Source organism: Plantibacter flavus, from assembly GCF_051487245.1.
In the GTDB taxonomy this organism is placed as follows: domain Bacteria; phylum Actinomycetota; class Actinomycetes; order Actinomycetales; family Microbacteriaceae; genus Plantibacter; species Plantibacter flavus_B.
The window spans coordinates 323404-346838 of sequence record NZ_JAHVDH010000006.1 but is presented as its reverse complement, the minus strand read 5'-3'; the positions used below and the strand labels follow the sequence as shown (position 1 = coordinate 346838).

General features: G+C 69.3%; 29 protein-coding genes. 13 read left to right on the top strand and 16 right to left on the bottom strand.

The annotated features are described in order from the left end of the window. The first annotated feature begins 36 nt into the window (after nucleotides 1-36). Entirely contained in the window at nucleotides 37-1314 is a 1278-nt protein-coding gene (locus tag KXS11_RS17120; protein WP_437386868.1) for an MFS transporter, read from the top strand. A 68-nt stretch (nucleotides 1315-1382) separates the two neighbouring features. Continuing rightward, nucleotides 1383-1958 (top strand): YdeI/OmpD-associated family protein, encoded by a 576-nt coding sequence (locus tag KXS11_RS17115; protein WP_437386867.1) that lies wholly within the window; start codon nucleotides 1383-1385, stop codon nucleotides 1956-1958. A gap of 59 nt (nucleotides 1959-2017) precedes the next feature. Here KXS11_RS17115 and KXS11_RS17110 read toward each other — a convergent pair whose 3' ends face one another. From KXS11_RS17110 to KXS11_RS17095, 4 genes are all read right to left on the bottom strand, one after another. Further along, nucleotides 2018-2449, bottom strand: coding sequence for a hypothetical protein (locus tag KXS11_RS17110; RefSeq protein WP_437386865.1), 432 nt, complete (start codon nucleotides 2447-2449; stop codon nucleotides 2018-2020). Nucleotides 2450-2660: 211 nt separating this feature from the next. After that, the gene (locus KXS11_RS17105) at nucleotides 2661-2942 is read right to left on the bottom strand and encodes a DUF7882 family protein (protein WP_437386864.1); all 282 of its coding nucleotides are present in this window, start codon (nucleotides 2940-2942) and stop codon (nucleotides 2661-2663) included. Nucleotides 2943-3096: 154 nt separating this feature from the next. Next, nucleotides 3097-3390, bottom strand: a complete 294-nt coding sequence (locus tag KXS11_RS17100; protein ID WP_437386863.1) for a hypothetical protein — start codon at nucleotides 3388-3390, stop codon at nucleotides 3097-3099. Beyond that, nucleotides 3387-3707 carry a DUF7882 family protein gene (locus KXS11_RS17095; RefSeq protein ID WP_437386862.1) on the bottom strand — a complete coding sequence of 107 codons (321 nt, stop codon included), beginning with the start codon at nucleotides 3705-3707 and terminating at the stop codon, nucleotides 3387-3389. Before KXS11_RS17095 ends, KXS11_RS17100 begins: the two co-directional genes overlap by 4 nt. Nucleotides 3708-3877: 170 nt before the next feature. Between KXS11_RS17095 and KXS11_RS17090 the strand changes: the two genes are divergently transcribed. Further along, on the top strand, nucleotides 3878-4444 hold the full coding sequence (locus KXS11_RS17090; protein ID WP_437386861.1) for a Dps family protein: 567 nt from the start codon (nucleotides 3878-3880) through the stop codon (nucleotides 4442-4444). A gap of 55 nt (nucleotides 4445-4499) precedes the next feature. Here KXS11_RS17090 and KXS11_RS17085 read toward each other — a convergent pair whose 3' ends face one another. Further along, entirely contained in the window at nucleotides 4500-4637 is a 138-nt protein-coding gene (locus tag KXS11_RS17085; protein ID WP_437386859.1) for a hypothetical protein, read from the bottom strand. 130 nt (nucleotides 4638-4767) lie between these two features. Here KXS11_RS17085 and KXS11_RS17080 point away from each other — a divergent pair, with 130 nt between their 5' ends. Next, complete coding sequence (locus tag KXS11_RS17080; RefSeq protein ID WP_437386857.1) at nucleotides 4768-5922, top strand: FUSC family protein; 1155 nt, start codon at nucleotides 4768-4770, stop codon at nucleotides 5920-5922. A 126-nt stretch (nucleotides 5923-6048) separates the two neighbouring features. Then, a complete protein-coding gene (locus KXS11_RS17075) occupies nucleotides 6049-6330 on the top strand; it encodes a hypothetical protein (RefSeq protein WP_437386856.1) in 282 nt (93 codons plus the stop codon). 23 nt (nucleotides 6331-6353) lie between these two features. On the opposite strand, the gene KXS11_RS17070 is transcribed toward KXS11_RS17075, so the two are convergent. The 4 genes from KXS11_RS17070 to KXS11_RS17055 form a co-directional block, all read right to left on the bottom strand. Continuing rightward, nucleotides 6354-6668, bottom strand: a complete 315-nt coding sequence (locus KXS11_RS17070) for a DUF7882 family protein (protein ID WP_437386855.1) — start codon at nucleotides 6666-6668, stop codon at nucleotides 6354-6356. A 45-nt stretch (nucleotides 6669-6713) separates the two neighbouring features. Beyond that, entirely contained in the window at nucleotides 6714-7010 is a 297-nt protein-coding gene (locus tag KXS11_RS17065; protein ID WP_437386854.1) for a DUF7882 family protein, read from the bottom strand. Nucleotides 7011-7109: 99 nt separating this feature from the next. After that, nucleotides 7110-7397: a DUF7882 family protein gene (locus KXS11_RS17060; protein ID WP_437386853.1), complete on the bottom strand. Its 288-nt coding sequence runs from the start codon at nucleotides 7395-7397 to the stop codon at nucleotides 7110-7112. A gap of 49 nt (nucleotides 7398-7446) precedes the next feature. Then, a complete protein-coding gene (locus tag KXS11_RS17055) occupies nucleotides 7447-8286 on the bottom strand; it encodes an SDR family oxidoreductase (protein ID WP_437386852.1) in 840 nt (279 codons plus the stop codon). Between the two features lie 207 nt (nucleotides 8287-8493). Here KXS11_RS17055 and KXS11_RS17050 point away from each other — a divergent pair, with 207 nt between their 5' ends. The 4 genes from KXS11_RS17050 to KXS11_RS17035 all read left to right on the top strand — a co-directional run bounded on the left by KXS11_RS17050 (nucleotide 8494) and on the right by KXS11_RS17035 (nucleotide 13147). Beyond that, nucleotides 8494-10275 carry a glycoside hydrolase family 15 protein gene (locus tag KXS11_RS17050; RefSeq protein ID WP_437386851.1) on the top strand — a complete coding sequence of 594 codons (1782 nt, stop codon included), beginning with the start codon at nucleotides 8494-8496 and terminating at the stop codon, nucleotides 10273-10275. Nucleotides 10276-10357: 82 nt separating this feature from the next. Continuing rightward, the gene (locus KXS11_RS17045) at nucleotides 10358-11236 is read left to right on the top strand and encodes an SMP-30/gluconolactonase/LRE family protein (protein WP_437386850.1); all 879 of its coding nucleotides are present in this window, start codon (nucleotides 10358-10360) and stop codon (nucleotides 11234-11236) included. Between the two features lie 137 nt (nucleotides 11237-11373). Continuing rightward, nucleotides 11374-12174, top strand: coding sequence for an SDR family NAD(P)-dependent oxidoreductase (locus KXS11_RS17040; RefSeq protein ID WP_437386848.1), 801 nt, complete (start codon nucleotides 11374-11376; stop codon nucleotides 12172-12174). Nucleotides 12175-12250: 76 nt separating this feature from the next. Further along, complete coding sequence (locus KXS11_RS17035; RefSeq protein ID WP_437386847.1) at nucleotides 12251-13147, top strand: SDR family oxidoreductase; 897 nt, start codon at nucleotides 12251-12253, stop codon at nucleotides 13145-13147. Nucleotides 13148-13219: 72 nt separating this feature from the next. Here KXS11_RS17035 and KXS11_RS17030 read toward each other — a convergent pair whose 3' ends face one another. The 3 genes from KXS11_RS17030 to KXS11_RS17020 are packed head-to-tail and all read right to left on the bottom strand — an operon-like array spanning nucleotide 13220 to nucleotide 14980. Beyond that, nucleotides 13220-14278 (bottom strand): YihY/virulence factor BrkB family protein, encoded by a 1059-nt coding sequence (locus KXS11_RS17030; RefSeq protein ID WP_437386846.1) that lies wholly within the window; start codon nucleotides 14276-14278, stop codon nucleotides 13220-13222. Beyond that, complete coding sequence (locus tag KXS11_RS17025; protein ID WP_437386845.1) at nucleotides 14271-14513, bottom strand: DUF3618 domain-containing protein; 243 nt, start codon at nucleotides 14511-14513, stop codon at nucleotides 14271-14273. Before KXS11_RS17025 ends, KXS11_RS17030 begins: the two co-directional genes overlap by 8 nt. Beyond that, nucleotides 14510-14980, bottom strand: coding sequence for a phage holin family protein (locus tag KXS11_RS17020; protein WP_437386844.1), 471 nt, complete (start codon nucleotides 14978-14980; stop codon nucleotides 14510-14512). The genes KXS11_RS17025 and KXS11_RS17020 overlap by 4 nt, the downstream gene beginning before the upstream one ends. Before the next feature lie 167 nt (nucleotides 14981-15147). Between KXS11_RS17020 and KXS11_RS17015 the strand changes: the two genes are divergently transcribed. After that, nucleotides 15148-16062, top strand: a complete 915-nt coding sequence (locus KXS11_RS17015; RefSeq protein ID WP_437386843.1) for a VOC family protein — start codon at nucleotides 15148-15150, stop codon at nucleotides 16060-16062. Continuing rightward, nucleotides 16059-16688, top strand: a complete 630-nt coding sequence (locus KXS11_RS17010; RefSeq protein WP_437386841.1) for an alpha/beta hydrolase — start codon at nucleotides 16059-16061, stop codon at nucleotides 16686-16688. Before KXS11_RS17015 ends, KXS11_RS17010 begins: the two co-directional genes overlap by 4 nt. A 63-nt stretch (nucleotides 16689-16751) precedes the next feature. Here the strand turns inward: KXS11_RS17010 and KXS11_RS17005 are convergent, their stop codons facing one another. Next, nucleotides 16752-17687 (bottom strand): helix-turn-helix domain-containing protein, encoded by a 936-nt coding sequence (locus tag KXS11_RS17005; protein WP_437386840.1) that lies wholly within the window; start codon nucleotides 17685-17687, stop codon nucleotides 16752-16754. 172 nt (nucleotides 17688-17859) lie between these two features. Between KXS11_RS17005 and KXS11_RS17000 the strand changes: the two genes are divergently transcribed. After that, complete coding sequence (locus KXS11_RS17000) at nucleotides 17860-19749, top strand: FAD-binding monooxygenase (protein WP_437386839.1); 1890 nt, start codon at nucleotides 17860-17862, stop codon at nucleotides 19747-19749. Between the two features lie 37 nt (nucleotides 19750-19786). Continuing rightward, complete coding sequence (locus KXS11_RS16995; protein ID WP_437386838.1) at nucleotides 19787-20494, top strand: Pr6Pr family membrane protein; 708 nt, start codon at nucleotides 19787-19789, stop codon at nucleotides 20492-20494. 13 nt (nucleotides 20495-20507) lie between these two features. Here the strand turns inward: KXS11_RS16995 and KXS11_RS16990 are convergent, their stop codons facing one another. The 3 genes from KXS11_RS16990 to KXS11_RS16980 form a co-directional block, all read right to left on the bottom strand. Then, nucleotides 20508-21143, bottom strand: a complete 636-nt coding sequence (locus tag KXS11_RS16990; RefSeq protein WP_437386836.1) for a GyrI-like domain-containing protein — start codon at nucleotides 21141-21143, stop codon at nucleotides 20508-20510. 212 nt (nucleotides 21144-21355) lie between these two features. Further along, on the bottom strand, nucleotides 21356-22102 hold the full coding sequence (locus KXS11_RS16985) for a YqjF family protein (RefSeq protein WP_437386835.1): 747 nt from the start codon (nucleotides 22100-22102) through the stop codon (nucleotides 21356-21358). Between the two features lie 62 nt (nucleotides 22103-22164). After that, complete coding sequence (locus tag KXS11_RS16980) at nucleotides 22165-23385, bottom strand: FAD-dependent monooxygenase (protein WP_437386834.1); 1221 nt, start codon at nucleotides 23383-23385, stop codon at nucleotides 22165-22167. Nucleotides 23386-23435 lie beyond the last annotated feature (50 nt).

Here is a 23435-nt window from a genome sequence, read left to right as displayed (position 1 = left end):
GTTCGAAGATTTTGGAACTGAAGGGCGGCCGAATCCGTGACGACTGAGACGATCCCCACCGCACGGGCGGTGCAGGCACCCGCCGAACATGCTCCGACGACGGCTCCGACGACGACGCCACCGCGCGTGCGTCGTGGCTTCGGCTTCGCGCTCGCCGGGGTGGCGAGCACGCTCATGCTCGCCGGCGCGAGCGCTCCGTCGCCGTTCTACCCCGCGCTCGAGGAGCGGCTCGGGATCGGCGCGATCGGCGTCACGATCGCGTTCGCGCTGTACGCCCTCGCCCTCCTGGTCGCGCTGCTCACGATCGGCTCCATCTCCGATCATCTCGGCCGTCGACCCGTCATCGCCGTCGGTTTCGTGCTCCTGGCGGTGAGCGTGTTCCTGCTGTGGCGGGTGGACTCGGGGACCGCCCTGTACGTCGCCCGGGTCGTCCAGGGGCTCGCCAGCGGGGCGCTCATCTCCACACTCTCCGCGACCATCGCCGACTTCGCCCCACCGCGCCGGCCGCAGCTCGCGACGCTCGTCAACACGATGGCGCCGATGTCGGGTCTGGCGCTGGGCACGATCATCGCGGGTCTCCTGCTCCAGACCGTGGCGGACGCCGCGAGCTGGACGTTCCTGCCCCTGGTCGTCGCCTACCTCGTGATCGCCGGACTCGTCTGGTTCGTCCCGGAGACCTCTCCACGCACGGCGGGCTGGGCTCGGGCGCTGCGTCCGCGGGCCGCCGTCCCCCCGGCCGCGCGGCGACTGTTCGGCATCAGTGTGCCGATCGTGCTCGGTGGGTGGGCGACCGGTGGGCTGTTCCTGTCGCTCGGTCCGACCATCGTCCACACGGAGCTCGGCGTCGACGGACAGCTCGGTGGAGCGCTCGTCATCGGTCTCCTCCCTGCGTCCGGTGCGGTCGCGGCGTTCGTGCTCCACCGCCGTCGACCGATCGTCGCCGCGGTCTACGGGGCGAGCGCCCTGTCGGTGGGCACCGTGCTGCTGCTGGTCGCGCTCGTCACCGCGTCGTTGCCCGTCGCCATCGCCGCCATCGTCATCGCGGGCACCGGCTTCGGCACGGCGTTCATGGGCACGATCGCCTCGCTCATCCCCCTGGCCGCCCTGCACGAGCGGGCCGAACTGTTCGCCTCGCTCTACATCGTCGCGTACCTGTCGTTCGGGGTCCCCGCCGTCCTCGCAGGTGTCCTCACCGCCGCGGTCGGGTTGCACACGACGGTTCTCGTCTACGGCGCCGTCGTCGCGATCGCTGCAGGTGGCGCGGCCATCCTCCGAGCGCGCGCGTCCGGCCCACGGGTGCTGCCAGCCGGCTGAGACCGCCGCGGCTGGGGAGTCCGCCCTCCGGAGCCCCTGGTGACGGTGGTCCGCGGTAGCCTCTCGCTGTGGCGAGCTTCGAGGAGAAACCGATCCTGGACCTCACGCTGGAGCAGTGGGAGCACTACCTGGCGGACGATCCGAGCGACGACGGCGTGCGGTTGAAGCTGCGCAAGAAGACCTCCAAGGCGCCCGGGATCACCTGGTCGGAAGCGCTCGACGTGGCGCTCTGCTACGGCTGGATCGACGGCCAGAGCAAGCGCTTCGACGACGACTACTCCCTGCAGGCGTTCACACCCCGCCGGAAGGACAGCCCGTGGTCGCAGATCAACCAGGAGCACGTCGCCCGGCTCGTCGACGAGGGGCGCATGCGGGCCGGAGGCCTGGCCGAGGTGGAGCGCGCGCAGGCCGACGGTCGCTGGGATGCCGCATACCGGCAGAAGGACGCGGTCTGCCCCGACGACCTGCAGGCGGCGCTCGACGCGAACCCCGAGGCTGCGGCGTACTTCGCCTCGCTCCGCCGCACCGACCGCTTCCGGGTGTTCTTCCGGCTGAACGCCATCAAGACGCCGGCCACCCGAGCCGCCCGGATCGCCGACGTCGTCGCGAAGGCGGCCGTCGGTGAGCAGCACTACCGCGGCTGAGTCGCCCGGAAAGGCACGGAATCGGGCCGGAATCGGACCGATTCGGGCGACTCAGTGCGTCAGACGGCGCGGGTGAGGAGGTCCGACACGCGGCTCGCGACCGCGTCGTTCCACGCGACGATGCCGAAGGCCGTCGGCCAGAGGTCGCCGTCGTCGAGCGTGGCGGTGTCGTTGAACCCGAGCGTGGAGAAGCGAGCCTTGAACTTCGCGGCGGGCTGGAAGAAGACGACGACCTTGCCCTCGGCGTTCGCGTAGGCGGGCATGCCGTACCAGGTCTTCGCGTCGAGGCCGAAGTCGCCGCCGAGGATCAACTCGTGGAGTGGCGCTGCGATGGCGCGGTCTGCCGGGTCCATCTCGGCGATGGCGTCCTCGCAGGTCTTCCGGGCCTCGGCGCGGCTCTCCGACGCCTTGAGTTCCTTCGCGCGCTCCTTCATCGCCGCGCGTTCCTCGGCGGTGAAGCCGCTCTTCGTGGACTTCGTGGTCTCGGCCATGACGGTTCCTCCTCGGTGGGTGCTGGTTCGAGCATCACGCTACCCGCGCCACCTCGACGGTGCTTCTCGATTCCTGCTCGATCTCGTCGACGCCTCATCCCGTCCATCCGCGCTCCGCTCCGCGCGCTTCCGAGTGAGCTGACCCGACCGAGTCGCCCGGAACTGCACGAAAGCCCTCCTGTTTCGTGCACTCTCGGGCGACTCAGCGCGGTCAGCGGACGGTGAGCTCTCCGCCGTTGGCGCCGTGCATGAGCTCTTCGAGCAGCGGCCGGTCCATGTCGAAGGTCTCGTCCGTGTCGAAGGCGAACTGCAGGGGGATCGAAGGGTGCAGCCAGAGCGTCACGCGGCCGTGGTCCGAGGAGGAGTCGCGCAGCGTGATCGAGAACGACTCGTTCCGACGCAGCTTCATGAGCGTGATCGTCTTCAGATGCGCGAGCGTTCGGTCGTCGAGGACGAACCGTTGCTCACTGGTCCCGTAGACGATCGTGCCCATACTGCGTGCCCTTCTGCGGGCCTCCGTCGATCGGCGCCGGACGAGTTCACCGGCGTCGAGCGGCAGGGCTGGAGGCCCGTGTCACTGTCCGCTGAAGAAGTCTAGACAGACGAGCATTCTGCCCCGAAGTGTTGATTTCGGGGGATCGGGTGCGCTAAGACACCTGAAGGCCGTCGGGTGACTCGTCGTCGTCGCGAGTCTCGTCGACGCCGATCGGGGGCACACTGTGGATGTCCTGCGACGGTCCGTCCGGGGTGCCCATCGCGATGCCGATCCCCGGTCCGATGAGGATGGTGACCGGCTCCAGAAGCCCTTCGCCTCGGTCGACCTCCAACCAGCGGTACACGCCGGAGCTGATGCTCTCCAGCACCTCCGCGCGGAATGCGTCCGGGTCCGACACGGCCAGCGAGTAAGGCAGGCCCTGGTAGACGATCTCCATGCGGCTCATGCGAGCTGCCCGGCTCGACTCGGGGCGGGTTCCGCGACGACGGACAAGCCGTGCGCGGAGTTGGCGGTCACGTTGAGTGCCTCGATCCAGGAACGGTTGAGCTCGATCGGGATGCTGCCGGAGTATTTGAAGCGCAGCGGCAGGGCCGGGTGGATCCAGATGACACTCCGACCGTCGCCCGCGCGCGGATCGTCCTTCCAGCCGAAGTAGAACGCCTCGTTGCGACGCAGCTTCGCGCCGATGACGAACTGCAGGTGCGCCAGCAGGCGGTCTTCGAAGGTGATCGAAACCTCTGAACCGTAGATCAGTTTTCCCATCGGTGAACTCGTCTCCCGTGTTGCCGTGTTGCCCGTGATGCTTCACCATAGGGCGACTTGCGGAGAAAACCCAATGGCAGATATGACCGGCCTCTCGTGCAAGCACGCGAGAGGACGCGCGGATGTCAAGGGTCGGTGGTCCACAGTCCCACGGACGTAGCCTGCTGAGCATGGCAACCGCAGAGAAGACCACCACGAAGCGCACGTCCACGAACCGCTCCGCCCCGGGCGGATCAGGGCCCAAGACCACCCGTCGGCAGAACGCGGAGCAGGGCTTCGTCGCGTCCAAGCAGCTCGACGAGAACCTGCAGGCCGTGCTCGTCGACCTCATCGAACTGGGCATCCAGGGGAAACAGGCGCACTGGAACGTCGTCGGCCGGAACTTCCGCGACACGCACCTCCAGCTCGACGAGATCATCGAGGCGTCTCGAGAGTTCAGCGACACCGTCGCTGAACGGATGCGCGCGCTGCACGCCGTGCCAGACGGCCGCAGCGACATCGTCGCCGAGACCACCACGCTTCCCGAGTACCCGCAGGGCGAGATCGACACCTCGGAGACGATCGACCTCATCACCGTGCGGCTCGAAGCGACCGTCGCGACGATGCGCCGGGTGCACGACGAGGTCGACGACGAGGACCCCACGAGCGCGGACATCCTGCACGCGGTGATCGAGAAACTCGAACAGTTCGCCTGGATGATCAGCTCGGAGAACCGCACCGCCGGGAAGACCCGCTGAACCACCGACCCGCGCCGCCGTCCGAGAACGGGGCGCGGGTCGGTTCCGGTGGAGCCTACTCGTCGGCGCCGCCGCCGGACGCGGTGTCCTCGCCCTCCTCGGGCGCGCTGCCGTCGGAGCCGGAGCCGTCGGGGATGTCCTCGGCGTCTGGGCGCGATGAGCCTGCGTCGGGGTGCGATGATGCGTTCGTCATGCTCGGTTCCTTCCTGGTCGACGTCATCGATGATGACCACGGCCACGTTAGGCGCAGGACTGCTGCGACCGGAGGGGCTTGACGGCGCAGCATCACCCGTCTGATCGACTGAGGCAGGAATGGAGGGCCCGTGCAGGCGAAGGGTCTCGGGAGTGCACCGGGCGGCGTGCCCCGATCGGCGGCGCGCCGCTTCACGACGTGGGTGGCGCCCGCGGTGCGTCCCTGGCGGCTCATGCTCGCCGGCAAGACGGCGGTCGCCGCCACCACTGCCTGGTTCCTCGGAAGCCTGCTCCCAGGCGAACTGGGCGACTTCTCCTACTACGCGCCCCTCGGAGCGCTCGTGAGCCTCACGCCGACACTCATGGACTCCGTCCGATCCAGCGTGCAGACGCTCATCGGTCTCGGGGTCGGCATCGGGCTCGCCTGGGCCCTGATCGTCTCCCCGCTGCCCGGGTGGGCGTCCGTGGCGCTCGCGATCGGGCTCGGGACGCTCCTCGCCGGACTGCCCGGGCTCGGACAGGGGCGCGACTACGTGCCGATCGCCGCGCTCTTCGTCATCATCATCGGTGGCGCGGACGCCAACGACTTCTCCATCGGCTACCTCGTGCAGATGGCGCTCGGCGTCGGCGTCGGGCTGCTCGTCAACGTGCTCATCATGCCGCCGCTGTACGTCCGCGAGTCGACCGCGGGGATCGCTGCGGCGCGCGGACGGATGGCCGACGCGTTGCGCGCGATGGCTGGCGCGCTCCGCTCCGACAGCCCCCGTGAATCCGACGACCCGCCGGCCTGGGAGCCGGCCGCCTCGGAGATCCGGCGCGACCTCGACGCCGCCCGCGACCGCGTGCGAGACGCCAAGGAGAGCCGCCGCGCGAACCCTCGTGCCAGATGGAACCGCCACGACATGCGGACCGACGAGGGGCAGCTGGAGATGTTGCAGCAGATGGCCCCTCCGGTGCTCGAGATCGGAGACTCGCTGCGCGCCGCCCTCTGGGGGCTGCCGGTCGCCGTCGAGCTCCCGGACAACGCCGTCGGTGCCCTCGCCGACGCGATCGAGGCCGCAGCCGATCTGATCGCCGCCGAAGACGAACAGCAGCGCGGCGAGGCGCTCGCCGGATCGGACCGGACGCTCCGCGGGCTGCGTCGTGTGATCAGGGACGGAGACTCCGCAGGCGCCGACGCCGGCGAACCAGAACCCGGTGACGACCCGGCGAGCGAGAGCATCCTCTTCGCCCTCCGTCGCATTCACGCTGAGGTCGCGAGCGTCCAGGAGGCGCAGACCAGCTGATGGGCCGATGCCGAGCCCCCTCACACTCGGCGCGGAGCGTCAAGCCCTGTGTGGTTGCCGGGTCGGCGCGTAGCGTCGAAACCTCGAACGGACAGAAGACGAGACCGACAGGCTGGGGCGCGAACGATGTTGCGGAACACACTCACGATCGGTCGGGCGTCCTACGAGCTCGTCGAGGGCACGGAGATCGCCGCACTGAAGGAATCCGCCGAGGACGCTGTCCGCAGCGGAGGGCGGTTCGTCGAGGTGATGGTCGTGGGCGACGTCGAGGTGAGCGTCCTCGTGAGCCCCGGTGTCACCGTGCTGCTCACCTCGGAGGAGGTACCGGACGCCGCCTGGAACGCGGGCGAATCGGCGCGTCCGTTCGACATGACGGACTGGGAACTCACCGACATCCTCGGGCTCTGAACCCGTTCCCTGCCCGCGAGCGGTCAGGAGGCGGGGGTCTCCGGGTACTCGCTCTCCGGCATGAGCTCCAGGCCCGCGGTCGTGTACGAGCGCTCGACCATCGCGTTCAACCAGGTGCGGTTGATGCTGATCGGACGCGAACCGTCGAACCGGAAGGTGAGCGGCAGGCCGGCGTCGATCCAGATGGCGATCTGGCCGGAGCCCTGGGCCGGCTCGACGGTCCACGAGCACAGGAACGCCTCCTGCTTGCGCAGTTTCGCGACGATCACATGCTGCAGGTGAGCGAGTAGCCGATCTTCGATCTCGAATTTGTCGTGTCCGTAGACGAGGTGCCCCATAGAGGCTTACTGTACCCGGCCCGGTGCAGCGCGGCAGGCGACGCCTCAGCCGATCGGCTCCTCGGACGGCACATGCAGATCACCGGTCTGGTTGGTCTGCTGCATCAGGCGCTCGAGGCGGTCCCGATCGAGCTGGGGGAGTTCAGGATGCTCGAACCGGAACTGCAGGCTGATCGCCGGATGGAGCCACACCGAGGCACGCCCGGAACCTGCGGGCTGCCAGGACAGCAGGAACGACTCGTTGCGACGGAGCTTCATCACGGCGATCGTCTTCACATACGCCAGGGTCTCGTCGTCGAGCGTGATCGGTTCCTGCGCGCTGCCGTACAGAATGCTTCCCATCGTGCCGTCTCCTCTCGTCCCGCGGCTGATCGTTGAGTTGGAACCTACCGCACGCGCGCGCACGGCGCAGCCCAGCGCGGCGGATGCCGGTCGGTCGCGTCAGGCCGCTGCACACCGGAGCGCCCCGGTGAGTTCGAGCTCGTCGAGCATCCAGCGCACGTCAGCCCGGTCGAGCGGGGGCAGTTCGGCCGCGTCGAAGAAGAACGCGACCGCGGTCTCCGGAACGATGAGCACACTGTCGATCCGGCCGGCCGAGCCTGCGCGATGGATGTGGAGCATGACCGGTCGCCGTGCCAGGAGTCGCTCGATGATGGTGAGGCGCAGCAGATCCAGCTCGTGGTCCTCGAACTGGTACCAGGGACCTGCGGCGACCCGTAACGCTCCCATGCTCTCGTCCCTCGATGATGCGGCGGATGTGCGCCGGCGGATGCTCCTGTTACAGGATCGGTTTCCCGCCGGTGACGGCGATGACCGCGCCCGACATGTAGCTGCCCTCGTCGGACGCGAGGAGCACGAAGGGCGGGGCGACTTCGGCGGGCTGTCCCGGTCTGCCGAGCGGGGTGTCCGTCCCGAACGCCTCCACCTTCTCCGGTGGCATCGTGGACGGGATGAGCGGCGTCCAGATGGGGCCGGGAGCGACGGCGTTGACGCGGATGCCCGAGGGGCCGAGCATCTGGGCGAGCGAACCGGTCATACTCGCGAGACCGGCCTTCGTCATGGCGTACGGCATGAGCTTCGGCGACGGCGAATCGCCCTGGATCGAGCTCGTGGTGATGATGGAGCCACCCGACGGCATGTGCGGGACGGCCGCCTTGCTGAGGTGGAAGAAGGCGCTGAGGTTCGTCGCGAGGGTGTGGTCCCACTCCTCGTCGGGGATCTCGTCGAGGCTGTCGCGGGTCATCTGGTACGCGGCGTTGCTCACGAGCACGTCGACCTTGCCGAAGCGTTCGACCGTCTGACGGACGATGTCCCGACAGTGTTCCGGATCGGTGAGGTCACTGGCGATGTCGAGCGCCGCGCGCCCCGCGTCCTCCACCCAGCGCACCGTGTCCGCGGCATCCTCTGATTCGCTCAGGTAGCTCACGACGACGTCCGCCCCCTCCCGCGCGTACGCGATGGCGACCGCCTTCCCGATACCGCTGTCGGCGCCGGTGATGATCGCGACCTTGCCGGTGAGCTTGCCGGACCCGCGGTAGCTGGTCTCGCCGTGATCGGCGAGTGGCGTGAGCTCCGCCTCCGTCCCGGGCGGGCGCTGCTGCTGCGCTGGCTGGTTCATCGTGTCCTCCGTCGGTCGGCGGTCTTCAGTCTTCGGTCTCGGTCTCTCCAGGAAAGCCGATCCTGCTCCATCCGGCGAGGGCTTGACGTGCGCCCGGGTGTCGGCGACGCGGGCGGAGGCGCCCGCTCGCGCGGAGCCTGCTAGCAGGCGCTCGGCGGAGCCGCCAGCCCGGGAGGGGAGCGCCGTCGCGTGCGTAGCGTTGCAGCCATGAGCACTCCAGGTGAGGACCTCCGTTCCTACGCGCCGATCGGTGACGGCCGCACGGTCGCCCTGATCGGCCTTCGCGGACAGGTCGACTGGTTGCCGATCCCGAACCTCGGCTCGATGCCCGTGTTCGCCAGGCTCCTCGACGACGACACCGGCGGCTGTATCGAGCTCGAACCGGTGGGGGAGTACACGGTGACCCGTCGCTATGTCGCGCGAACGAACGTGCTCCGGACCACCTTCACGACCGATGGTGGGAGCGCGACGGTCACCGACGCGCTCGTGACCGGGATCGCCGGACGGCTCCCGTGGGCGGAGCTCGCACGCCGGGTCGAGGGTCGATCGGGCACCGTCGAGTTCGCCTGGCGGGTGCGGCCCGGGACGGCGCTCGGTACGGCGTCGCCGTGGATCGAGGAGAGCACCCGCGGTCCGATCATCCGAGCCGGCGAGACGACCGTCGCGGTCGTGGGCAGCGAGCACGGACCGAAGCCCGCCGAGGACGCCGGTTCCGACGCACCTGAGCTGAGTGGCGTGTTCTCGACCACGGAAGGTTCGCGGCACCTGCTCGTCGTCGTCGCCACGCACGCCGAGCCGATCCACCTGCCCGACCCGCTGATCGTCGACGAGGGCATCGACCGCACGATCGGGAACTGGCGCACCTGGTCGCGCGCGTTCTCCTACGACGGGCCCTGGTCGGACGCGGTGCAGCGGAGCGCCCTCGCCCTGAAGCTGCTCATCTTCAGCCCGACCGGTGCGATCGCCGCCGCCGCCACGACCTCGCTGCCCGAGAACCCCCGCGGCGGGAAGAACTGGGACTACCGCTTCGCCTGGGTGCGCGACCTCGCCTACACGGCCCACGCGCTCGTCCGGTTCGGGCTGCGCGAGGAGACACACGCGGCGGTGTCCTGGTTGCTCCGCACCATCCGGGAGAACGGGCCCGAGCTGCACATCTTCTACGGTCTGGAGGGCGGCGTTCCGGAGGCGGTGCAGGAGCACGACGTGGCGGGGTGGCGCGGCATCGAGCCCGTCGTCACCGGCAATCCGGCGCAGGGTCAACTCCAGCTCGGCGTCTACGGCGACCTGTTCGCGATCTGCCGCACCTACGTCGACGCCGGGAACGTCCTCGATGTCGAGACCGGTCGACTGCTCGCGTCGATCGCCGACCGCACCTGCGACCTCTGGCGCAACCGTGACGCCGGCATGTGGGAGCTTCCGGAGGAGCAGCACTACACGTCCTCCAAGATGGGCTGCTGGCAGGCGCTCGGCGATGCGGTCCATCTCGCCGAGCTCGGCCAGGTCGCGGGGAGCGCGGATCGCTGGAGGTCCGAGCAGGAGCGCATCGCCGAGTGGATCGCGGAGCACTGTTGGTCGGAGGAGCGCGGCGCGTACGTGATGCACCCGGGTTCCGACGACCTCGACGCCTCCGTGCTGCTGCACGCGATCAGCGGCTTCGATCGTGGAGAGCGGATGTCGTCGACGATCGACGCGTTGACGGCCGAACTCGGAGAGGGCGCGCTGCTCTACCGGTACTCGGGCGTGCAGCAGGAGGAGCACACCTTCGTCGCCTGCGCGTTCTGGCGGGCGAGCGCACTCGCCTGCGTGGGTCGTCACAGGGAGGCCGTCGCCGCGATGGACGAGCTCGTCACCCTCGGGAACGACGTCGGGATCTTCGCCGAGATGATCGACGCGTCGGACGGCTCGCACTGGGGCAACCTGCCGCAGGCCCTCAGCCACCTCGGACTCATCAACGCCGCGCTGACGATCGCGGAGCTCGACCCGTCCTGAGCGTGCGCTGCGCGAATAGCCACTGCTTCCTGGGAAAACAAGCCCCGCGGCCGGGTCCGCCCGGATCCGTACCGTGGAGGCAATGGATGTTCAGCCGCAGGTCTTCCGAGACAGCCCCGCGATCCTCGTGGAGAGCATCTTCTGGGACGCCCGCTCGGACGAGCTCGTCTGGGTGGACATCACCGCCGGCACGCTCCACCGGGCGTCGCTCGACGGGGCGACGGACGGAAGCGATGACCGGGTCACCGAACTGCCGCCACCGCTCAGTGCCGTCCAGCCGCGCGCGACCGGTGGGTATGTCGCCGCTCTCGGAGACCGGTTCGTCACCCTCGACGACGACGGCCTCATCGTCGATACCCTCGCTCCCACCTCCCACACGCACGCGGGGATCCGCAACAACGAGGGCAAGGTCGACCCGTTCGGACGCTTCCTCGTCGGTTCCATGAACGTGACCACCGGCGCGCCGGACGGTGCGCTCTACACCGTCGCCGCCGACGGCGCCGTCCGCCTTCTGCGCGGCGGGTTCGGCGTCGCGAACGGCTTCGAATGGTCGGACGACGGCTCGACCATGTACGTCACCGACACCGCCGTGCAGACCGTGTACCGCGCGCCGTACGGAGCGGACGGTGCGCTCGGCCAGCTCGAACCGTTCCTCGTCGGGCACGCCTCCGACGGGCTCGCCCTCGACACCGAGGGCCGGTTCTGGAACGGCGTGTACGGCGGAGGCGCCGTGCTCCGGTGGAGTGCCGACGGCGAGGTGGAGGAGCGCCTCGACGTTCCGGCGCCGAACGTGACCTCCGTCGCCTTCGGCGGGCCGGGCCTCGGCACACTCTTCGTCGGCACGGCCCGCGAGAACCTCAGCGAGGAGGACCTCGAACGGTTCCCGTGCAGCGGTGGGATCCTCCGCTTCGACGGCCTCGCCACCGGCCGCCCCGTCAACGTCTTCGACGACGCCGCCTGACCGGGCGCGCCACCGCACCCACCCACCGCACCCACCCACCGCAGACACCTCGGCCGGACGCACCACCGGCCGGACACACCACCGACCACATCGACCGACACCGACACCAACGGCTCACATCGAGCAGAAGGAGCGACATGGACCTCGGCATCGCAACCCGCACCGCCCTCATCACCGGAGCGGACTCCGGCATCGGCTGGGAGACCGCACGCCTGCTCCTGGAGGAGGGCGCGACGGTCGTCATCTCCGACCAGGATCAGGACGCCCTCGACAAGGCGGCCAAGAAACTCGACGCCCCCAGCGGCAAGCTCTTCGCGTTCGCAGCGGACATCACGAGCGTCGACGCGCTCGCGCAGCTCCACGAACAGGTGCAGGAGGCCGTCGGCGACATCGACATCCTCGTGCAGTCCGCCGGCATCACGGGGGCGCAGGGGCTCTTCCATGAGATCACCGACGAGGGCTGGACGAAGACCATCGAGATCGACCTGATCGGTCCGGTCCGGCTCGTCCGCCAGTTCCTCCCGTCGCTCCGGAAGGGCGGCTGGGGTCGCCTCGTGTTCCTCGCCTCGGAGGACGCCGTGCAGCCCTACGACGACGAGCTCCCGTACTGCGCCGCCAAGGCCGGCATCCTCGCCCTCGCGAAGGGACTCTCGCGCTCCTACGCCTCCGAGGGCCTGCTCGTGAACGCCGTCTCGCCGGCCTTCATCCACACCCCGATGACGGACGCGATGATGCGCAAACGTGCGGACGAGCTCGGCACGACGCCGGCGAAGGCGATCGAGTCGTTCCTCGAGGAGGAGCGTCCGTACATGGAGCTCGGCCGTCGAGGCGAGCCGGAGGAGGTCGCGACGGTCATCGCGTTCCTCTGCTCCGATCGGGCGTCGTTCGTGAACGGCTCGAACTACCGCGTCGACGCAGGCTCGGTCGCGACGATCTGACCTGGACGGCCGACCCGGCCACGTCCACCACTCCATCACCCCGGCTCACGAGGCCACCACGAAGAACGGACCCACCATGGGAAACGACCAGTACACCTTCACCGATCCGGCGAAGCTCTACGCCGACATCACGGCTCAGAAGCAGCACCAGCCCGAACCGGGACTCGACGCCGATCTCCATCCGAAGGCCGACCTCGGCGAGGAGAGCTACCGCGGCACCGGCCGACTGACGGGGCGGAAGGCACTCATCACGGGCGGTGACTCCGGCATCGGGGCCGCGACGGCGATCGCCTTCGCCCGCGAGGGCGCCTCGGTGTCGTTGTCCTACCTGCCCGAGGAGGAGGAGGACGCCCAGCGCATCGCCGGGATCGTGCGCGAGGCCGGTGTCACGGTCCTGACCCTCCCAGGGGACCTGCGCGACGCGGCCTACTGCCGCGAACTCGTCGCCCAGACCGTCGACGGCCTCGGCGGCCTCGACATCGTCGTGAACAACGGCGGCAAGCAGGTCTTCAACGAGGACCTCACGACCCTGACCGACGAGCAGTTCGACGACACCTTCAAGACCAACGTCTACGCGATGTTCTGGATCACCAAGGCCGCGCTGCCGCACCTGCCGGCAGGATCGTCGATCATCAACACCACGTCGATCCAGGCGTACTCGCCGTCGGACATCCTCGTCGACTACGCGTCGACGAAGGCGACGATCAACGCCTTCACGAAGGCGCTCGCCCAACAGCTGGCGCCGAAGGGCATCCGCGTGAACGCCGTCGCGCCCGGTCCGATCTGGACGCCGCTGCAGGTGTCGGACGGTCAGCCGCAGGAGAAGATCGCCGAGTTCGGGGAGGACACCCCGCTTGGACGGATGGGGCAGCCCGCGGAGCTCGCGCCCGCCTACGTGTTCCTCGCCTCACCCGAGTCGAGCTACGTCCTGGGCGAGACCCTGAACGTGAACGGCGGCATGCCGACCCCGTAGTCGGGCCCCTCGATCTGCCCGAAACGGCACGGAATCCGCTGGATTCCGTGCCGTTTCGGGCGACTCAGGTGGTCAGTGCTCGCGTTCGGCGGCGCGACGGACGCGTCGGCCCTCCAGGGCGTCCTTGGCGTCGCGATCGGCCATCGCCTTGATCGCCGCATCGGAGCGCAACGGCAGCTGGAGCTCCGTCTCGGCGGCGACGCCCGACGCCAGCTGGCGACCCCGCTGCACCTCGATGTCGAGCTGCGCGCCGAACAGCAGCGCGAGGTTCGCGATCCAGATCCACAGCAGGAAGATGACGATGCCCGCGAGGGAACCGTACGTGGCGTCATAGCTGCCGAAGTTCGCGATGTAGAACCCGAAGCCGACAGAGGCGATCAAGAGGATCACCAGCGCTGCGAGCGCACCGACACTCATCCAGCGGAACCTCTCCGGCTTCACGTTCGGTGTCGCCGAGTACAGCACGGCGATGACGAAGACGAGCGCCACGGCCATCACCGGCCACTTCGCGATCGACCACACGGTGAGTCCCGTGTCACCGAAACCGAGTGCCTGCCCGATCGCCTGCGCCACCGGACCCGACAGGATGAGCGCCAGTGCGATGAGGGTGATCACGACCAGCACGACGAGGGTCACGGCTAGCTGGGTCGGTCGGAGCGACCAGATCTTCCGCCCCTCCTCGACGCCGTACATGCGGTTGAGCGCGCGCCCGAACCCGCCCACGTAGCCGGAGGCGGACCACACGGCACCGGCGATGCCGACGACGAGGGCGAAACCGATCGCGGGGGCTTGCACGAACTGGTTCACGGCGTCGGTGAGGAAGCCGAGACTGTCACCGGGTGCGAGGTTGCCGACGATCTCCAGGAGCGCGTCAGTGCCTGCGCGGCTCTGGCCGAAGATGCCGAGGATCGACACGAGCGCGAGGACCGCTGGGAACATCGACAGGATCGCGAAGTAGGTGAGGCCGGCGGCGAGGTCGGTGCACTGGTTCGAACCGAAGGAGTGCAGCGTGCGCTTCAGCACGTAGCCCCAGGGGATCGGGACCCGCTGGGGCGTCATCGTCTGTTCGGCGTCGTGCGCGTGCTCCGGGTCGACGGGTCTCGTCCCGCGTTTCGTGTCCGGCTCAGACACGGTGCCCCCGCCGTGCGCGCCAGAGCAGCACGCCGGCACCGATCACGGCGGCTGAGGCGACGACGATCGCCGTGGTGCGCAGGTGGTACGCCACCGCGGTCCGCACGTCGAACTTCTGGAACAGCAGGTCGAGGGTCTGTGCGAGGTGCTCGCGCGTCTGTTCCACCTCCAGCTGGAGGCTGTTGAGCCCGGCACCTTCCGGAGGGGCCGGTCGGATCGCGTCGTGGTCGCTCATGCTGCGGCCTCCTTGGTGTGTGCCGGTCCGGTGGGGGACGTCGTGTCGTCGTCACGGTGTGCTGCGAGGTGGTCTCCGGTGAGTGCCTCGACGCTGCGTTCCGGCACGGGTTTCGCGCCGGCCTTGAGCTTGTTGATGCCGACGAGCGCGAGGATGCCGGCGACGAGGATGAGGGCGACCCCGACGATGAGGGCGGCGAGCCAGGCGGGCAGCACGGTCGCGAGGGCGAGGACCGCGGCGGCGATGAGCGTGCCGAACCCGAACAGGACGAGGACGAGGGCGGCGACGAGCATTCCCGCACCGATGCCGAGGTCTTTCGCCTTCTTGGTCATCTCGGCTTTGAACAGGGCGATCTCCCCCGTGACGAGGCGCACCACGTCTTCGCGGAGGTCGCTCAGGATGGTCTTCATCGGGGGGAGTCCGCGGCGACTCCGTCTGCGGTCGGCCGCGCTTCGGGCATCGGTCATGTCAGCTCTTCTCGTCGTGAACGTCAAGCCAACACCGGCGCCGCTCGCGTGACATAGGGCTTGACACGCGTGTCGCCGGATCAGCGGGAATACCCGAGCCGCGATTTAGTTACATCTACAAGTAAATGGGATAGAATCCCGACGAACGCTTCCCGAACGGAGACACCATGTCCGCAGCTCTCGACGAGCGCCTGCTCGCCCCGGAGACCTCGATGGGTGCGGTCACGCTCCGCGTCGGTGACCTCGACCTCATGTCCGGCTACTACGCGAACGCCTTCGCGATGGAACCCCTCGAGGAGCGCAGTCGCTCCCGCGAGGTGCACCGGGTCCTCGGGCGAGGCGCCACCCCGCTCGTGCGTCTCGTGCACACCCCCGATCTCCCCGGTACCGACCCGCGCCAAGCCGGACTGTTCCACACGGCCTTCCTCTTCGAGGACGAGGCCAGCCTGTCGGCCACCGTCTACCGCGCAGCCCAGGACCCGCGTGGGCAGTTCGTCGGCTCGAGCGACCACTTCGTCAGCGAGGCGTTCTACTTCACCGACCCCGAGGGCAACGGTGTCGAGCTCTACACGGACCGTCCGCGCAACACCTGGGTGCGGAACGGCGACCAGATCGCCATGACGACGACGTACCTCGACCCCAACGCCTATCTCCAGCGCCACCTCACCGAGGCGGCCCTCGGTGCTGGCCCGTCGCTCGCGGGGACGGTCGGCCACGTGCACCTGCAGGTCGGCGACATCCCGACCGCTCGCGCGTTCTACGTCGACGCGCTCGGGTTCGAGGCGACGCAGACCGACTACCCGGGTGCCGTGTTCGCGTCGGCCGGCGGCTACCACCACCACATCGCGATGAACGTGTGGGACAGCCAGGGAGCCGGGCCGCGTGCCGCAGCGCTCGGACTCGGCGACGTGTCGATCACGGTCCCCGACGTCGCGAACCTCGATACGCTGGCGGCGCGCCTGCGCACCCGCACCATCCCGTTCGACGCCGACGGTCGTTCCCTGACGGTCTCCGACCCGTGGGGCACCCGCGTCACCGTCGCCCTGCCCGACCTCTCGACCGAGGAGCTGTTGTCCCGATGACCACACTGCGCGACGTCCGTTCGTCCGACTGGGCGGATGCCGCTTCCGCGGCCCCCATCGTCGTCTTGCTGCTGCACGGCTACGGCTCGAACGAGCACGACCTCACCGGCCTCGTCGAGCCACTCGGCCTCACGCTGCCGTGGGTGTCGCTGCGCGCGCCGCTCGAGATGGGACACGGCGGTGCTGCCTGGTTCGAGATCACGACACCCGGCAACCCCGACCCGGAACCGATCGCCGCCGCGACCGCCGCCGTGTGGGCGTGGATCGACGAGAACGTCTCGCCCGAGGCCCGCATCCTGCCGATCGGCTTCTCGCAGGGCGGGTTCATGGCGTCGCAGCTGTTGCGGACCAGACCCGAGCGCGTGATCGCGCCCGTCATCCTCGCGGGCTTCGTGTTGAGCGCACCGCAGCCCGGCGACGAGGACCTCGCGGCCTCGCTGCCCGCCGTGTTCTGGGGTCGGGGCACCGAGGACCGCGTCATCGCCGAACCGGCCGTCGCGCGCACCGCGTCGTGGCTGCCGCTCCACACGACGCTCACCGAGCGCACCTATCCGGGTCTCGCCCACGGCATCAACCAGGCCGAGATCGACGACGTCCGCGAGTTCATCGCTGCGCACGCGCGCTGAGTCGCCCGGAACTGCGCGGATTCCGCCGGATTTCGCGCCGTTCTGGGCAACTCAGTGGCGGAGTCAGGGTTCGCGTCGACGGGCGACCGACGGCGGGACGCCGAAGTGCGCGCGGAACAGGCGACTGAAGTGCGCCGCGTCGAGGAAACCGTTCGACTGCGCGATCGACGTCACGGAGCGGTGCGCGTGCAGCGGGTGGACGAGCTCGTCGTAGCAGCGCTCGAGGCGCCGGGTGCGGACGACGGTGGACACCGTCGAGCCGATCTCGCTGAACAGCCCGTGCAGGTGCCGCAGGGAGATGAAGTGCGCTGCCGCGATGCCGGCCGGGCTGAGTTCCGGGTCGCTCAGGTGCTCGTCGATGTAGTCGAGGATGCGGCGCATGACGTCGCGGTGCGAGGCCGCGGCGGTCGCCTCCGGAACGGAACTGAGCGACGCCTCGACGAGCGTGCCGACCATGTCGATCGCGCTGCGCGCCAAGCGCCGGGCCGTGCGTGCGTCCACGCCGTCGATCTGCTGCGTGAGCGACTTCACATACGGCCGGATGACGCCGCCGACGCCGCTGCGCCCGTCGAGACGCGTGGCGGTGAGCCGCGACGCGACCTCGGGTGGGAGCGCGAGGAGATTGCGCGGGAACATCAGGAGTGACAGCCGGATGTCGTCGTGACAGAGCAGGGAGTAAGGGCGTGCGGTGTCGTAGAACACCATGTCGCCGGCGCTGAGGGTCGTCTCCCGGCCATCCTGCACGATCATCGCCGTGCCGTGCTCGACGAGCGTGAACTTGAAGTACGCCTCGGTCGAACGCTCGATGAGCGCCGGGGTGCGGTTGACCGAGTGCGCGCTGGCGCGGAGGTCGAGGAGGTGGATGTCACCGGCTTCGACGGCGTCGAGGCGGCCGACGAAGGGCGCGTCGCCCTCGGCGTGGACGTCGAGCGAGACCACCGCGCGCGCGACGGCGGTGCGGTATTCGGTCAACGGGAGCAGGTCGCTCACGGCAGGCATCGGGTCACCTCACATCCTCGTGGTGCCTGAATCGTACCCGGTCTCCGCAGGAATCCCTCGGGAGTGCTTGTCGGCGGAGGATTCGACTCGTAGGATGCCGTGAGCGATAAACGAACGTGACGTTCTCATATCGAACAATGCTCGCCAGAACCCACGAAGAAGTGAGGAAGCCGTGCAGTTCCACCACCACGGATACGTGTCCACCGATCCGCGCATCCAGGAGGCCGCAGGGGTCGGCCTCGACCGCCCGGACGAACTGCCCGACGAGGTCGACGTGCTCATCGTCGGCACCGGACCGGCCGGCATGATCGCCGCAGCCCAGCTCGCACAGTTCCCCGGGATCACGACCCGCATCGTCGAGCGACGAGCCGGACGCCTCGCGATCGGTCAGGCGGACGGCATCCAGGCTCGCAGCGTCGAGACCTTCCAGGCGTTCGGCTTCGCGGACCGCATCACGGCGGAGGCCTACCGCATCACCGAGATGGCGTTCTGGAAGCCAGACGCCGCAGAGCCCGCGAACATCGTCCGCGCCGCTCGCGCCGTCGACGACCCCGCCGGGATCAGCGAGTTCCCCCACCTCATCGTCAACCAGGCGCGCGTGCTGGACTCCTTCGCCGAGGTCATGGCCAACGCACCCACGCGGATGCGCCCCGACTTCGGCTACGAGTTCCGCGGCCTCGACGTCGTGCAGGGAGCCGAACACCCCGTCGCCGTGACGCTCGCCCGCACCGAGGGCCCGCTCGCGGGAGAGGAGCGCATCGTCCGCGCCAAGTACGTGCTCGGGGCCGACGGCGCCCGCAGTGCCGTCCGGGCGTCGATCGGCTGCACACTCGCAGGCGACCAGGCCCTGCACGCCTGGGGCGTCATGGATGCGCTCGCCGTCACCGACTTCCCCGACATCCGCACCAAGTGCGCCATCCAGTCGCACTCGGGCGGCAACATCCTCCTCATCCCGCGTGAGGGCGGCCACCTCTTCCGCATGTACGTCGACCTCGGGGAAGTCGCCGCAGACGATGCCGGTGCCGTGCGCTCCACGAGCCTCGAGCAGATCATCGCCCGCGCCAATGAGATCCTGCACCCGTACACCCTCGACGTGCGGAACGTCGCCTGGCACAGCGTGTACGAGGTCGGACACCGCCTCACCGACCGCTTCGACGACGTGCTGCCCGAGGAGCGCGGCACGAGGACGCCGCGAGTGTTCATCGCCGGTGACGCCTGCCACACGCACAGCGCCAAGGCCGGGCAGGGGATGAACGTCTCCATGCAGGACGGCTTCAACCTCGCGTGGAAGCTCGGAGCGGTCCTCGAGGGCCGCAGCCCGGAGCGGCTGCTCGACACGTACTCCGCCGAACGCCAGGTCGTCGCCAAGGACCTCATCGACTTCGACAAGGAGTGGTCGACCCTCATGGCGACCCGTCCGGAGGACCTCGCAGACCCCTCGGAGCTCGAAGAGTTCTACACCCGCACTGCGGAGTTCCCAGCGGGCTTCATGACGCAGTACACCCCTTCCATCATCATCGGCGGCGACGAGCACCAGGCGAGCGCGACGGGGTTCCCGATCGGGAAGCGTTTCACGTCCGCCCGTGTCTCGCGCGTCGCAGACACCAACCCCGTGCACCTCGGCCACCATCACCGAGCCGACGGGCGCTGGCGCGTGTACGCGTTCGCCGACGCACCGGCAGCCGGTGAGGCGTCGGCGCTCGCCGCATGGGCCGAGTGGTTCGCGGGTGATCCGGCATCCCCACTGCTCCTCCACACGCCGGCTGATGGCGACCCGGATGCCGTGTTCGACGTGAAGGTCGTCTACCAGCAGCCCCACGAGGATGTGGCGATCGAACGCGTGCCACGGGTCTTCCTGCCGAACGTCGGCCCGTTCGGCCTCGTCGACTACGAGAAGGTGTACGCGGCCCTGCCCGGTGAGGACGTGTTCGAGGATCGCGGGATCAGTCGCGCCGGCGCGATCGTGGTGGTGCGTCCGGACCAGTACGTCGCGGCGGTCCTGCCGCTTGCCGCGACCGACGAGCTCGCCGCGTTCTTCCGCGGCGTCCTGCTTCCGGCCTGAGGGACCGAGCGGGCGGGTGCGCGGCTAGGGTGGGCGGATGATCACCGCCAGCCGCATCACCCACTTCCTGCTCGCGGTCGTCATCGGGGTCTCGCTCGTCATCCAGATGATCCTCGTCGTCACCGGCGGCGCGGATGCCCGCTCCGGCGGTGTGGACATGTCCGTGGACCTCGGCGTCCGCATGGCGCGCATCTTCAGTGCGTTCACGATCCTCAGCAACATCATCGTGCTCGTCATGGCGATCCTGATCGTTCGCAACCCGCTGCGCGACGGACGGTTCTGGCGGGTGCTGCGGCTCGACGCCCTGCTGAGCATCGTCATCACCGGTGTCGTGTACGCGGTGGTGCTCGCGCCGCAGGTGAACCTCACCGGGTGGGCGTTCGTCATCACGATCGGCTTCCACTACATCTCACCCTGGTTGACGCTCGGCGCCTGGCTGTTCTTCGGGCCGCGTCCGCGGTTCACCTGGAGCACCGTGGCCTGGGCGTTCGTCTGGCCGACCGCCTGGGTGCTCTTCACGTTCATCCGTGGCGGGATCACCGGGTGGTACCCGTACCCCTTCCTCGACGTCACGAAGATCGGTTTCGGGGCGGCTGCAGTGGACTCGCTCCTGATCCTCGTCGTGGCGATCGTCTTCGCGGTGCTGCTGAAGCTCGTCGACCGGTTCCTGCCCGCGGTCCTGCGGGATGCCGCGGCGACGCACGGTGCCGAAGCGGCTCGGTCTCCCGTCCGACCGCCGAGGTGATCGGGACGAGTCGTCAGCTCGGGTCGGTGTGCTCCACGGGCTGGCGGAGGATCGTGCGCAGCTTGTCGGGAGCGGTTCGACGGGCGTCGCTGAGGTAGACCTCGTGGTGACGGCCGGTCATGCGGAGGCCGTTCGTCGGGATGAACTCGTGGTGCATGGTGTCGAGGACGGGACCCTCGTCGTCGTACGAGCCGACGTGGAGCGTCTGCACGCAGAGGCCTTCCTCGAGCCGTTCGAGCCGGACGGCGTCGAGCACGGGAGCGCCGCCCGCCGCCTCGACACGCGATCGCGCTTCGGCGACGTGCTCCTCGGTCAGCCAATCCGGGACGAGGTTCAGGAGCGTCCAGCTCCACGCGCTCTTGTCGCGCGCATCCGTGAAGGTCGCCATGTCCTCCGCCCACCAGAGCGCCTCGAGCGGCATCACGGTGTAGTCGCGCCCGAGGGCCGTCTTGCTGAGGAACTTGAGCTTGTAGGCGAGCGGGTAGATCGTCTCGATCGCTTCCCGGTAGGCGTCGGCGGTGTTCGGATCACCGTGGCCGTCGATCATCAGATACTGCACTGGCGGGACCTCGATGATGGAGAAGACGCCGCGGCGGGCGCGGTAGCTCGCGACGTCGCGCTTGTGGTCGGCCTTCCGGACCTCGTTCATGGCCTCACCGTAGCGCGCGGTCACGGGTGCAGGACGACTGATCGAACCCGTACAGGTGCGATGTGTCACGGGTGACCTCGTCGCGGCGCCCGCATCGCCGAGGCTGCGTGTGAGGATGGGGCATGCCCGTCGTCGTCCGTCGGCGCCTGACCACGCGCTGAGTCGCCCGATTCGGCACGGAAAACGCCCTGAATCGCGCCGAATCGGGCGAGTCAGCGACGCAAGAACGAGCCCCGGCCGAACCTCGCGTCGACACCGGGACTGAAGAGCACGGAGTCCGGCGGGCGCTCGACGATGCCGGGGAGTCCCGCAGCAGCGCAGAGGTCGTCGCGGAGTCCCGTCACGGTCGCCGGATGCAGCACCCACGGTTCGTGCTCGTTCGGCAACCACTGCGTGCGACCGAGACGGCTCTGGAAGAGACCCCACCGTGCGGTCAGGAATCGAGACAGCTCGTCATCGACCGTGTGGGTCGGGTCCACCGAGACGGCCAGCTCGAAGCCCGGGCCGAGCGACCTCGGTGACGCGCTGATGCGGCGCGACGCGTACTCCCAGCCGTCGTCGGTGGGACGCTGCGCGGTCCGGGCCCACTGGTAGGGGAGGGTGAAGAGTGCCCGGGCTGCGAGCACGGCCGGGAGACTCGATGCGTCCAACGACCTGAACACGACGCCGCGTCGCCCCTGCGCGTCGACGCCGTAGAGTCGCACGTTCACCTCCGTGAACGAACCCCCGATCGGCGTCGGCGGGAGCGGCCCGATGCGAGCATCGCCCAGGCGGAACGCGATCAGGCCGACCCAGCTCGAGCCGTCGAAGAGGTCCGGGACCACGCCCGCCGGAAGCAGCGGCGCGACGGTGGACGCCGGAACCCGCCAATGCACGAAGGCCAGCTGCCGCCACTCCTGTGCGGCCACGACCGGTCCGCGCAGCAGGGGAGCCGTCCGGGAGATGTCCTCGATCGTCATGGTGCCTTTCAGTTGCCCGGAACTGCGCGGAAAACGCGGAAATCGCCGCAGATTCGGGCGGCTCAGCGGGTGGCGAGGAGGTGCTCGTACTCCGGGAGGTCGATCTTGTCGGCGGGCGGGGAGAACAGCTGCGCGCCCAGACGCTTGGCGGGCTTCGACGCCGCGATCCGCAGCACCGTCCGGAAGGCGCCGACGCCCGCTCGGGACGTCGGATTGGCGAGCTGCGGGGTGCCCGGCGGCAGCGACTGCGCCTGCTCCACGTAGGGACGCATGATCCGCTCATAGCCGAGGAAGGCGTCGCGATGGTGGACGTGGGAGGCGAGTTCCCCGGCCAGCACGTAGGCGCCGACGATCGACAGACTCGTCCCCATGCCGCTGACCGGTGACGCGCACCACGCGGCGTCACCCAGCAGCGCCACCCGACCCGACGCCCACCGCGGGCTCCGCACCTGGCCGATCGACTCGTAGTAGATGTCGTCGACGCCGTCCATCGCGTCGAGGATACGGGTGGCCTGCCACGGGAGGTCGGCGAACCGCTCCCGGAGGTGCGCCCGTTGCGCCTGCGCGCTGCGGCGGGGCGGGATGACGCCGTCGCCGCGGTCCTTCGTCACCTCGGTGAGGACCGCGCGGGTGGTGCCGTGGCGATCCGGACGCAACGTGATGCTCCGCCCGCCGACGCCCGAGTACCACTGCCACCACGGGATGTCCGTGTCGTCGCGGGGGATCGTGAGATAGGTCATCTCGAGGCCGAGCGAGCGTACGACGGATTCCCTCCCGAACGCGAGATCGCGGGTCGACGATCGGATGCCGTCCGCTGCGATGACCAGGTCGAAGTCCTCGTCCTCGCCGTCCTCGAAGGAGACCCGCACGCGCGTGCCGTCGTCGTCGAGGGCGGTGATGCGGTCGCCGTACCGGTACGTGGTGCTGCTGCCCTCGGTGCGATCGACGAAGATCCGCGCGAGGTCGCCGCGGAGGATCTCGACCTCGGCGGTCGCGCCGTCGGTGTCGGAGTCGGTGACGGGGAACTCGGCGATGGTCTCGCCGTGGTCGCCGACGAAGCGGGTGCCGAGTTCCCCGGTGGTCGCCTCCCGCGCGGCGTCCTCGAGGCCTGCGCGGCGCAGCACCTCCCGTGCCGCCCCGCGGATGTCGACGTTCTGGCCCCCGTCGCGGAACGCCGGAGCTCGCTCGACGACGGTCGTCTCCCACCCGTAGCGGGTGAGCCAGAAGGCGAGGGACGGACCGGCGATGCTGGCACCGGAGATCAGGACGCGGGGAGTGCTCATGTGGACAGGCCTTTCGAGGGAGCGACGACGCGCCCCGGGTGACCTCCATC

What these genes read in the sequence shown, in the direction of transcription:
- KXS11_RS17110 (WP_437386865.1), bottom strand. Translation starts at nt 2,449, where the DNA reads ATGGCCGAGACCACGAAGTCCACGAAGAGCGGCTTCACCGCCGAGGAA.
- KXS11_RS17105 (WP_437386864.1), bottom strand. Translation starts at nt 2,942, where the DNA reads ATGGGCACGATCGTCTACGGGACCAGTGAGCAACGGTTCGTCCTCGAC.
- KXS11_RS17100 (WP_437386863.1), bottom strand. Translation starts at nt 3,390, where the DNA reads ATGAGCCGCATGGAGATCGTCTACCAGGGCCTGCCTTACTCGCTGGCC.
- KXS11_RS17095 (WP_437386862.1), bottom strand. Translation starts at nt 3,707, where the DNA reads ATGGGAAAACTGATCTACGGTTCAGAGGTTTCGATCACCTTCGAAGAC.
- KXS11_RS17090 (WP_437386861.1), top strand. Translation starts at nt 3,878, where the DNA reads ATGGCAACCGCAGAGAAGACCACCACGAAGCGCACGTCCACGAACCGC.
- KXS11_RS17085 (WP_437386859.1), bottom strand. Translation starts at nt 4,637, where the DNA reads ATGACGAACGCATCATCGCACCCCGACGCAGGCTCATCGCGCCCAGAC.
- KXS11_RS17075 (WP_437386856.1), top strand. Translation starts at nt 6,049, where the DNA reads ATGTTGCGGAACACACTCACGATCGGTCGGGCGTCCTACGAGCTCGTC.
- KXS11_RS17070 (WP_437386855.1), bottom strand. Translation starts at nt 6,668, where the DNA reads ATGGGGCACCTCGTCTACGGACACGACAAATTCGAGATCGAAGATCGG.
- KXS11_RS17065 (WP_437386854.1), bottom strand. Translation starts at nt 7,010, where the DNA reads ATGGGAAGCATTCTGTACGGCAGCGCGCAGGAACCGATCACGCTCGAC.
- KXS11_RS17060 (WP_437386853.1), bottom strand. Translation starts at nt 7,397, where the DNA reads ATGGGAGCGTTACGGGTCGCCGCAGGTCCCTGGTACCAGTTCGAGGAC.
- KXS11_RS17055 (WP_437386852.1), bottom strand. Translation starts at nt 8,286, where the DNA reads ATGAACCAGCCAGCGCAGCAGCAGCGCCCGCCCGGGACGGAGGCGGAG.
- KXS11_RS17050 (WP_437386851.1), top strand. Translation starts at nt 8,494, where the DNA reads ATGAGCACTCCAGGTGAGGACCTCCGTTCCTACGCGCCGATCGGTGAC.
- KXS11_RS17045 (WP_437386850.1), top strand. Translation starts at nt 10,358, where the DNA reads ATGGATGTTCAGCCGCAGGTCTTCCGAGACAGCCCCGCGATCCTCGTG.
- KXS11_RS17040 (WP_437386848.1), top strand. Translation starts at nt 11,374, where the DNA reads ATGGACCTCGGCATCGCAACCCGCACCGCCCTCATCACCGGAGCGGAC.
- KXS11_RS17035 (WP_437386847.1), top strand. Translation starts at nt 12,251, where the DNA reads ATGGGAAACGACCAGTACACCTTCACCGATCCGGCGAAGCTCTACGCC.
- KXS11_RS17025 (WP_437386845.1), bottom strand. Translation starts at nt 14,513, where the DNA reads ATGAGCGACCACGACGCGATCCGACCGGCCCCTCCGGAAGGTGCCGGG.
- KXS11_RS17020 (WP_437386844.1), bottom strand. Translation starts at nt 14,980, where the DNA reads ATGACCGATGCCCGAAGCGCGGCCGACCGCAGACGGAGTCGCCGCGGA.
- KXS11_RS17015 (WP_437386843.1), top strand. Translation starts at nt 15,148, where the DNA reads ATGTCCGCAGCTCTCGACGAGCGCCTGCTCGCCCCGGAGACCTCGATG.
- KXS11_RS17010 (WP_437386841.1), top strand. Translation starts at nt 16,059, where the DNA reads ATGACCACACTGCGCGACGTCCGTTCGTCCGACTGGGCGGATGCCGCT.
- KXS11_RS17005 (WP_437386840.1), bottom strand. Translation starts at nt 17,687, where the DNA reads ATGCCTGCCGTGAGCGACCTGCTCCCGTTGACCGAATACCGCACCGCC.
- KXS11_RS16995 (WP_437386838.1), top strand. Translation starts at nt 19,787, where the DNA reads ATGATCACCGCCAGCCGCATCACCCACTTCCTGCTCGCGGTCGTCATC.
- KXS11_RS16990 (WP_437386836.1), bottom strand. Translation starts at nt 21,143, where the DNA reads ATGAACGAGGTCCGGAAGGCCGACCACAAGCGCGACGTCGCGAGCTAC.
- KXS11_RS16985 (WP_437386835.1), bottom strand. Translation starts at nt 22,102, where the DNA reads ATGACGATCGAGGACATCTCCCGGACGGCTCCCCTGCTGCGCGGACCG.
- KXS11_RS16980 (WP_437386834.1), bottom strand. Translation starts at nt 23,385, where the DNA reads ATGAGCACTCCCCGCGTCCTGATCTCCGGTGCCAGCATCGCCGGTCCG.